At 68.7% G+C, this 8,624-nt stretch carries 4 protein-coding genes and 2 pseudogenes; 3 read left to right on the top strand and 3 right to left on the bottom strand.

Annotated elements, in window-relative coordinates:
- Positions 1 to 436: 436 nt before the first annotated feature.
- Positions 437 to 538: pseudogene (locus ACFTZL_RS36110) on the top strand (carbohydrate ABC transporter permease); the annotation flags it as partial.
- A 78-nt stretch (positions 539 to 616) separates the two neighbouring features.
- Here ACFTZL_RS36110 and ACFTZL_RS36105 read toward each other — a convergent pair.
- From ACFTZL_RS36105 to ACFTZL_RS36095, 3 genes are all read right to left on the bottom strand, one after another.
- A complete protein-coding gene (locus tag ACFTZL_RS36105; protein ID WP_382591968.1) occupies positions 617 to 1,582 on the bottom strand; it encodes a glycoside hydrolase family 6 protein in 966 nt (321 codons plus the stop codon).
- A gap of 95 nt (positions 1,583 to 1,677) precedes the next feature.
- The gene (locus tag ACFTZL_RS36100) at positions 1,678 to 3,696 is read right to left on the bottom strand and encodes a non-reducing end alpha-L-arabinofuranosidase family hydrolase (protein WP_382591964.1); all 2,019 of its coding nucleotides are present in this window, start codon (positions 3,694 to 3,696) and stop codon (positions 1,678 to 1,680) included.
- Between the two features lie 82 nt (positions 3,697 to 3,778).
- Positions 3,779 to 5,419, bottom strand: coding sequence for a glycoside hydrolase 43 family protein (locus ACFTZL_RS36095; RefSeq protein ID WP_382591961.1), 1,641 nt, complete (start codon positions 5,417 to 5,419; stop codon positions 3,779 to 3,781).
- 459 nt (positions 5,420 to 5,878) lie between these two features.
- On the opposite strand from ACFTZL_RS36095, the gene ACFTZL_RS36090 reads away from it, so the two are divergent.
- Together ACFTZL_RS36090 and ACFTZL_RS36085 are read left to right on the top strand one after the other, a co-directional pair.
- A complete protein-coding gene (locus ACFTZL_RS36090; protein ID WP_382591958.1) occupies positions 5,879 to 7,525 on the top strand; it encodes a glycoside hydrolase family 27 protein in 1,647 nt (548 codons plus the stop codon).
- A gap of 31 nt (positions 7,526 to 7,556) precedes the next feature.
- Positions 7,557 to 8,624, top strand: a pseudogene (locus ACFTZL_RS36085) (alpha/beta hydrolase family esterase); the annotation flags it as partial.

The following is an 8,624-nucleotide window of genomic DNA, read 5'->3' as shown; positions in this document are numbered from 1 at the left end:
GCGTTCGGGGCGTCAGGTGCCGGAGCGACGGGGGCTGGGGCCTTCCCGTCCCCGCTCGACAGCAGCGGCAGTGCGTCCGCCGAAGTGGGCCCGGCTCCGTGCCGTACCTCACGAGGCACTGGTCGGGGCCGGCTCGCCCTCCGCGCAACGGGCAGTCGAACCGGCCGTCCTCGGGTACCAGGGCGCCCGCCCCCCGTCACCACCCGCCGCCACGGCGCGGGCCGCGTCACGTACGTGGGCACCGTGCCCGGCCGCGAGCTGGCCCGCGCGTCCATGTCGTCCACAACTGGAGCCGGCAGTCGGCCACCTCGCGACCGGCGGCTGCGGATCGCGGAACATGGGATTTCCTTGAAAGGGAGCGACAAGTACTTTCGAAGCGCTTCGATGCTCGTCAGGCATCAGGGAAACCATCGTCATGCCGCTGTCGCGCGCGGTGCTGGCCGTCATGATCCTCGCGCTGATCCCCGTCGCGGTCGCCTCCCCCTTCGTCCAGCGGCACTTCAAGAAGGGCATGCTCACCGGAGCCATCAAGGGCTGAAAAAAGCCCCTTTGGATCCCCTGTAGACGCTCTGTGCTTGCCGGTTCTGCTGCGTGGTAGCAGTCTGACGGCCCCGGATCAGTAGCCGTAGATCATCTTGTAGGCGACCTCCGGGAGGAACTGTCCGGCCGAGGAGCCGGTTCCTACGCCGCAGTTGCCGTCGGACTCGCCCGGGACCTTGATCCACAGGAGCATCTCGGCGCCTCCGCCAAGCTGGGTGGGGGCGCCGATACGGCGGCCTGAGGGGTTGCACCACTGGCCGTTGGAGCCGTTGCCGTTGCGGCTGGTGTCCACGACGAACGGCTTGGTGTAGCCGTACCGGGCGTTGAGTTCGCTCTTGACGGCGTTGCCGTACGCGGTGTTCTCGGCCGTGGTCAGGTAGTTGGAGACGTTGAGCGAGAAGCCGTGGGCCTGTCGGAGGCCGGCTTCGTGGAGGCGCCGGGCCATGGTCGCCGCGCTCGCCCAGGCCGGGTTGCCGGCGTCGAGATAGACCCAGGTGTGGGGAGCCTGGCGGTTGAACTCGGCGAGCGCGCCGGTGAGCATGGCCTCGCGTTCGTCGATCTGCGCCTGGGTCATGCAGCCGTAGTCCCCGAGGGAGTCCGGTTCGAGGACGACGACGGCCGGGCGGCCGGCGATCCCGCCCGCGAACTGGGCGATCCAGTTCGCGTAGGCGGACGGCGAGGAGGCTCCGCCCGCGGAGTGCCCACCGCAGTAGTCGCGGTGGTAGATGTTGTAGGCGACAAGGACGGGCAGCTTGTCCCGGGCGTCGGCGGCGCCCACGTACGAGCCGGTGGCGGTGCCGATGGTGCCGCTCCAGGAGCCGAACCAGCGGGCCGTCGGGGTGTTGGCGATGGAGGCGTTGATCGCGGTCGCCCGGCCGTCGCCGGGGTTGGCGGCGGCCCACCGCTTCGCGCTGGAGTCGGGGTCCGCGTAGAACCCGTTGGTCATGGTCGTCGGGTCGGCAGCGTGGGCGGACGGTGCGGCGGCGAGCGCCAGCGGCAGCGAGGAGAGCGCGGCCACCAGGGTGAGCAGTCTGCGGCGCATGACGGTACCTCGGTTTTCTGACAGGGATGCGTCCGATGGTCGGCGGTGAGGGTGGGGAGCGCTCCCATCGGAAGTGCTCCCCACAGCACGGTCGGTCAGCAGGTCGAGTTCGTCTGGGTGAGGAGGCCGAGCCGCCACGGGAGGAGGTTGTAGTCGCCGCCCGCGTTGGGGTTCATGCCCTGGTAGAGGTACTGGAGCCGGCAGGAGGGGATGGTCAGTGTCTGGTCGTAGCCGGCCCGGATCATCTCGCCGTGGCTGATGTCCCTGGTCCAGGATCCGGACGGGAAGGTGACGTTGTTCGACTTGGCGAACGGGTTGTTCTCGGCGGCGGCCAGGGGTGTCCAGGAGCCGGCGAGGCTGGTCGTCGTCCAAGAGCGGAAGTAGCGTCGGCCGTCCGATCCGATGGCCTCGACCAGGAGCAGGTACTGGTTGGAGCCCTGCACCTTGTACACGTTGCTTGCCTCGAAGAGGGCGTACTTGGAGTCCCGGGCCGCGATGACGGTGTTCGTGAAGCCGTTCGGGAACTGGCCGACGGTCGTCTGCGAGCGGTACAGGTGCCCGTTGTCGTCGGAGGAGAACAGGTAGCAGTTGGCGCTGTCGCAGATCACCCACATGTCGACCCAGTGGCCGTTGCCGATGTTCTGCCTGATGATGTCCGGCATCGACGAGTAGAAGTTGCGCGGGGCACTCCACCCGTTCGGGTTGCTGATGTCAGGGTTCGTGGAGTACGACGCGTTGCCCGTCTGGTACACGAGGTACCACAGGCGTTGCGGCGCGTTGTAGAAGACCTGCGGCGCGGCCCGGTACCCGCGTCCGATGGCACTGCGGTCCAGATAGTGGTGCGTGGCCGAGCCGGCCTGCGACCAGTCACTGAAGTTCAGGTACACCAGGTTGTATCCGGAGGAGCTCGCGGTACTGGCGAAGACGTGGTACTTGCCGTTGTACTGGACGACCGTCGGATCCTTGATCCCGGCGATGTTGTGGGTGGCGTCCGACTTCGGTGAGATCAGTGTTCCGCTGGAGCTCCAGGAGAAGCGGGAGGGCAGCGCGGCGGCGGACCGGGGCGAAGGGGCGTCGGCCCGCTTCGTCGCGACCGAGCCGCCCATCGAGGTGAGCGCTGACTGGTAGGCCGGTTTCTTGTTGCCGTTGCGGTCGAACAGCAAGGGGTTCTCCTGGCTGCGCCAGGAGTCGCTGTCGCGGATGCCCCAGACGGTGATGCCGGTGCAGCGGGCCACGTTCATACAGGCCCGGACGGTGTTCGCGTACGCGTTCGGCGGTGCCTGCGCGATGTCCAGTTCGGTGATCTGCACGTCCACGCCGAGGGCGGCGAAGTTCGACAGCGTCGTCTGGAAGTTGGCGGGCGGGCCGCCGGCGCCGAAGTGGGCCTGGAGGCCCACGCAGTCGATGGGCACGCCGCGCGCTTTGAAGTCGCGCACCAGGCGGTAGACGCCCTGGGTCTTGGCGTCGCTCCAGTTCTCGATGTTGTAGTCGTTGTAGCAGAGCTTGGCCGCCGGGTCGGCCGTCCGGGCCGTGCGGAACGCCTGCTCGAGGAAGCCGTTGCCCAGCACGTCCCGGAAGACCGAGCTGCGGAGCTGGCCGCTGCCGCCGTCGGCGAAGGCCTCGTTGACCACGTCCCAGGAGTGGATCCGGCCCTTGTAGCGGTTCATCACCGTGGTGATGTGGTTGTTCATCACGCCGCGCAGCGTGTTCGCGTCCCTGATGGAGCTGACCCAGCCGGGCAGTTGGGAGTGCCACACCAGCGTGTGGCCCCGCACGCGCTGACCGCGGCCCGCCGCGCGGTTCACGATCTGGTCGGCGGCGCCGAAGGTGAACTGTCCGCGGGACCGCTCGGTCGCGTCCCACTTCATCTCGTTCTCGGCTGTGACCTGGTTGAACTCGCGGTCCAGGATGCCGGTGTAGGTGCCGTCGCCGAGCCTTCCGGCGGCCACGGCGGTTCCGAAGTAGCGGCCGGACTGGGCCGCCTGGGCGCCCAGGGTGGAGGCCTTCACGGCGTCGGGCGCGCCGGTCGCGGTCCCGGGTGTCACCAGGACGGTCGCGGCCAGTAAGCCGAGGACCGAGGCTCGGCGACAGCCGAGCCGTTTCAGCAAGTTCATGGTTCTCCTCGTGGGGTGGGTGGGGGGTTGGGTGGTGCGGTCGGTGGGCCTCCTCAGCGCGTGGTGCGATCGGTGGGCCACTTCAGGGCGTGGACAGCTCGAACCGCGTGACGCGGACCGCGCCGCCGAGTGCCTGCGTGGCATGGTTGAAGAGGCCGAATCGGTAGCCCATGAAGAACCGCCAGTCGTTGCCCAGGGAGAAGGCGGGGCCGAGGCGGGTGAAGGTGGTGCCGTCGGTGCTGTAGGAGAAGGTGCCGGGGCGTGCCGTACCGGGGCGGATGTCCGCGCTCGCGCGCAACCAGACCCGACTGCCCGACACGGCCGCGCTCGCGACCTCGGTGCCGGTGCCGGTGGTGTTCCAACTGCCGTCCATGGTCAGCCCGTTGACCATCACGACCCGCGGCACGCCACCGTCACGCTTGACGCCGATCCAGGCGGAGGAGTCACGCAGCAGCGCGAGTCCGGCCCGGTCGCCGTCCCGCATCGCGGAGTGGTCGAGCTGGACCGTGGCGGTGGAGGTGGGGCCCTGGATGCGGTGCGTCAGGGTGTTGCGGGCCCAGTAGAGGTCGTTGGTGACGGTCGCTGTCCGCAGGGTCAGCCCGTTGCCGACCGACCACTTGGTGTTGTCCGGGTTGTGGTTCCACTCCCATCGCGGTTTCAGGGTCGGGCCGTCGAAGGTGTCGACGCCGGTCATGGGGGGCACCGGGCGAGGCGGAGGGGGCACGGCCGGGCTGGGATACGAGGTGCCCCATGCGCCGTCGACGAGTTGGACGACCGGCCAGCCGTCCGCGGTCCAGGTGACCGGCGCCAGGGCGGGCATCCGGCCACCGGGGTACGCGTCGACGAAGGCCAGGTAGTACCAGGCGCCACTCTGCGTCTGCACCAGCCCGCCCTGGTGCGGGACACCACCGCCGGGGATCGGCCCGCGCAGGTCGAGGAGGACCTGCCGCATCGTGTACGGACCGAAGGGGCCGCTCGACGACTTCAGGATGTACTGGCCGTTCGCGGGGCGGGTCAGGAAGATGTAGTACTGCCCGTTGATCTTGTAGAAGCGGGAGCCCTCAAGGGTGCCGACGCTCGACGGTGTCGTGAACACCTGCTGGGTGCGGACCTGGGTGCGGCCGTCTGGCGAGAGCTGGGCCACGCTGATGGTGGTGTTGCCGTACGCCACGTACAGGGTGTCGTCGCTGTCGACGAGCAGCCCCGCGTCGTAGTAGGGGGTGCTGATCGTCGTCAGCCTGTTCCATGACCCCTCGGCGGCGGTGGCGGTGTAGACGTACGTCCGGGCGAAGTCGATCTGGCCCAGCCAGTAGAAGGTCCTGTTGCTCGGCCGGTAGGCCAGTGACGACGCCCAGACACCCCTGACGTAGCCACGGGCACCGTTCAGGTCGTACTTGGCGCCGAAGTCGAGCACGGGCACCGAGTGACCTGCGATCTCCCAGTTCACCAGGTCGTACGACCGCAGGACGGGCGCGCCCGGCGAGTAGTGCATCGTCGAGGCCGAGGCGTAGAAGGCGTCACCGACGCGGATGACGTCGATGTCCGCGAAGTCCTGCCAGATCACCGGGTTCGTGTAGGCCGCCGCGGTCGCTGGGGCCGGCCCTTGGGCGGAAGCGGTGCCGGGGGTCGCTGTCGGAGGAAGCAGGGCACCGGCGGCCAGACCGGTGGCGGCCGTCAGTGTGCGGCGACGGGACAGGGCATGACGAGTCCATGACATGTGCATGTGGCGTTCTCCTTCTGTGGCCCAGCCGTTGATGGCGGGAGTTGTCCGGAGGTGCCCTGCTGGCTCACGCGGAGCGACTGCTCTGTATGCGAGATGTCGAACGCGGATCGGCTCGTTGAGCATTCTGGATGATAGGAGGCCGGTGAACCCCGTCAATACCTCTCGCATGAATCGTCGTCATCTACGAAACATTCGACGAGTTTGATCCCATGTCGTCGCGGGTCAGTTGTCCGGATGGTGTAAATGCACCACCTTCCACGAGCCCGCATGGCCGCATCGTGGAGGTATTGCGGTGATGAGTGTTGACATCTTCGATGGCCTCCCTAGTATCCGTGAGGCCCTGGTTTCCGAATGGTTCACGAAAGTTCGAACTGCCTGTCTCTCTTCTGTCCAGTGTCATGGACGTGACATCGATCTTCGTATCTCCCGCCCATGGCGCCCTCCGTGAAGGAGCCCTTGGTGCCCAGACGGTCAGGCCGACGACTGCTCCGCCTCCTCGCGACCATCGTGCTGACGGTCACCGCGTCCGCGACGGCTTCCACTCACTCCACCGCTTCGGCCGCGCCCGGCAGCCCGGCGCTCACTCCACCGTTGGGCTGGAACAGCTGGAACAGCTTCGGGTGCGGGGTCACGGAGGCGCAGGTTCGCCAGGCCACCGACGCGATGGTGTCCTCGGGGATGCGGGACGCCGGTTACCGGTACGTGGTGGTCGACGACTGCTGGTTCGACCCGCAACGTGACGCGGCGGGCAACCTGCGGGCCAATACGGCCAAGTTCCCGAGTGGGATGAAGGCGCTCGGGGACTACATCCACGGCAAGGGGCTGAAGTTCGGCGTCTATCAGGTGCCGGGCGAGCGCACCTGTGCGCAGACCAGCGGCGCCTATCCCGGGTCGACGGGCAGCAAGGGGCACGAGGCCCAGGACGCCGCCACGTTCGCCTCGTGGGGCGTCGACTACCTCAAGTACGACTGGTGCTCCTCCAGCGGCACCCGGGACGAGCAGGTCGCGCGGTTCACGCTGATGCGCGACGCCCTGCGCGCTACCGGGCGGCCGATCGTCTACAGCATCAACCCCAACAGCTTCCACGCCATCACCGGCGCCACGTACAACTGGGGCGAGGTGGCCGACCTGTGGCGGACGACCGAGGACCTGCTCGACATCTGGCAGAACGGCAACACCAACAGCTATCCGATGGGAGTCGGCAACGTCCTGGACGTCACCGCGCCGTTGGCGGCGCAGTCGGGCCCAGGACACTGGAACGACCCGGACATGCTGGTCGTCGGCCGTCCCGGCCTGTCCCTGACCGAGTCGCGCTCCCACTTCGCCCTGTGGGCGCTGATGGCGGCCCCGCTCATGGCCGGCAACGACATCCGCACCATGTCCGCCGACGTGAGCGCGATCCTGCGCAACCCGCGTCTGCTGGCGGTGAACCAGGATCCGCTGGGCGCGGGCGGGCGCAGGGTGCGCGACGACGGCGGCACAGAGGTGTTCGCCAAGCCCCTGTCCGACGGTTCGGTCGCGGTGGGCCTGTTCAACCGGGGAGGCGGCACGGCGACGGTCACCACCACGGCCGCGCAAGTCGGCCTGTCCGGCGGCTCGTTCGTCCTCACCGACCTGTGGACCGGCGGCACGACCAGCACGTCCGGGCAGATCTCGGCGAGCGTCCCCGCGCACGGCGTGGCCGCGTTCCGGGTGAGCGGGGGCAGCCCGCAGAGCGCCACCACCTCGCGGCTGCGCGGCAACGCGTCCGGCCGATGCCTGGACGTGGACAACGCCTCCACCGCAGCCGGGGCCACCGCACTGATCTGGGACTGCCACACCGCCGCCAACCAGCTGTGGACCACGTGGCCCGGCGGCGAGATCCGCGTCTTCGGCGACAAGTGCCTGGACGCCTACAACCAGGGCACCACCAACGGCACCCGGGTCATCACCTGGCCCTGCAACGGCCAGGACAACCAGAAGTGGACCGTCGGCACCGACGGGTCGATCCGCAACGTCCGCGCCGGGCTGTGCCTCGATACCAACGGGGCCGGCGCCGTCAACGGGACCCCGCTGGTCCTGTGGACCTGCGACGGCCAGGCCAACCAGAAGTGGACCCGCGCGTGAACAACCGCGGCTTCAGAAGGGGAGTTTCACGATGACGAGGACAAGATCCCTCTTATGGACCGCCGCGGTCGCGGTGCTGGTCGTCCTGAGCATGGGAGGCACGGCACTGGGCCACGGCCGGGGCGGGAACGCCCCACTCACGGCCTCCGGCACGGCTGCCGCATCCGCCGGCACCGCTGCCCCGAGCTCCGGTTGCGGCAAGACCCCCACCCTGACGAGCGGAACGCACACGATCCGGAGCGGCGGCAAGAACCGGAACTTCATATTGCGCATCCCGGACGGCTACGACCGCAACCGCGCCCACCGGCTGGTCTTCGGGTTCCACTGGCTGGGCGGCACCTCCACCGACGTCGCCACCGGCCGCACCGTGGAAACGGGCACCTGGGCCTACTACGGACTCCAGCGACTGGCGAACAACAGCACCATCTTCCTCGCACCCCAAGGCCTCAACAACGGCTGGGCCAACAACGGCGGGGAGGACGTCACGTTCGTCGACGACATGCTCAGGCGGATCGAGGCGGACCTGTGCGTCGACACGGCACAGCGCTTCGCTCTGGGATTCAGTTACGGCGCCGCCATGTCGTACGCCCTCGCGTGTTCCCGCGCGACGGTCTTCCGCGCGGTCGCGGCCCTGGGCGGCGGACAGCTCAGCGGATGCACCGGCGGCACCCAGCCGATCGCCTACCTCGGAGTGCACGGCCTCAGGGACAGCGTCCTCGGTATCTCCGGCGGGCGGGCCCTGCGGGACAGGTTCGTCAGGAACAACGGCTGCACCCCCCAGAACCCGCCCGAGCCGGCGCAGGGCAGCCTGACGCACCGGGTCACCACATACTCGGGATGCTCGGCCGGGCATCCCGTTGCCTGGGCCGCGTTCGACGAAGGACACATCGCCGCTCCTCAGGACGGTGCCCCCGGTGACAGCGGCTCCAGGACCTGGGTGCCGCAAGAGGTCTGGAAGTTCTTCACGCAGTTCTAGACCTCCGACCCGCCGCCGGGGACGGCGACCTGCCGAGTCACCAGCACCGTCAGCGCCTGGAACACCGGCCTGACGTCGAACGTCACCGTCGCCAACACCGGCACTGCCTGCGCTGTCACAGGG

Origin of the sequence: Streptomyces sp. NPDC056948, from assembly GCF_042674225.1 — a bacterium.
Classification (GTDB): Bacteria; Actinomycetota; Actinomycetes; order Streptomycetales; family Streptomycetaceae; genus Streptomyces; species Streptomyces purpurascens.
Note: the sequence above shows the minus strand (reverse complement) of the source record. Positions and strands in the feature narration are given on the sequence as shown.

Coding starts and splice junctions, on each gene's coding strand:
- ACFTZL_RS36105 (WP_382591968.1), bottom strand. CDS start 1,582: ATGCGCCGCAGACTGCTCACCCTGGTGGCCGCGCTCTCCTCGCTGCCG.
- ACFTZL_RS36095 (WP_382591961.1), bottom strand. CDS start 5,419: ATGCACATGTCATGGACTCGTCATGCCCTGTCCCGTCGCCGCACACTG.
- ACFTZL_RS36100 (WP_382591964.1), bottom strand. CDS start 3,696: ATGAACTTGCTGAAACGGCTCGGCTGTCGCCGAGCCTCGGTCCTCGGC.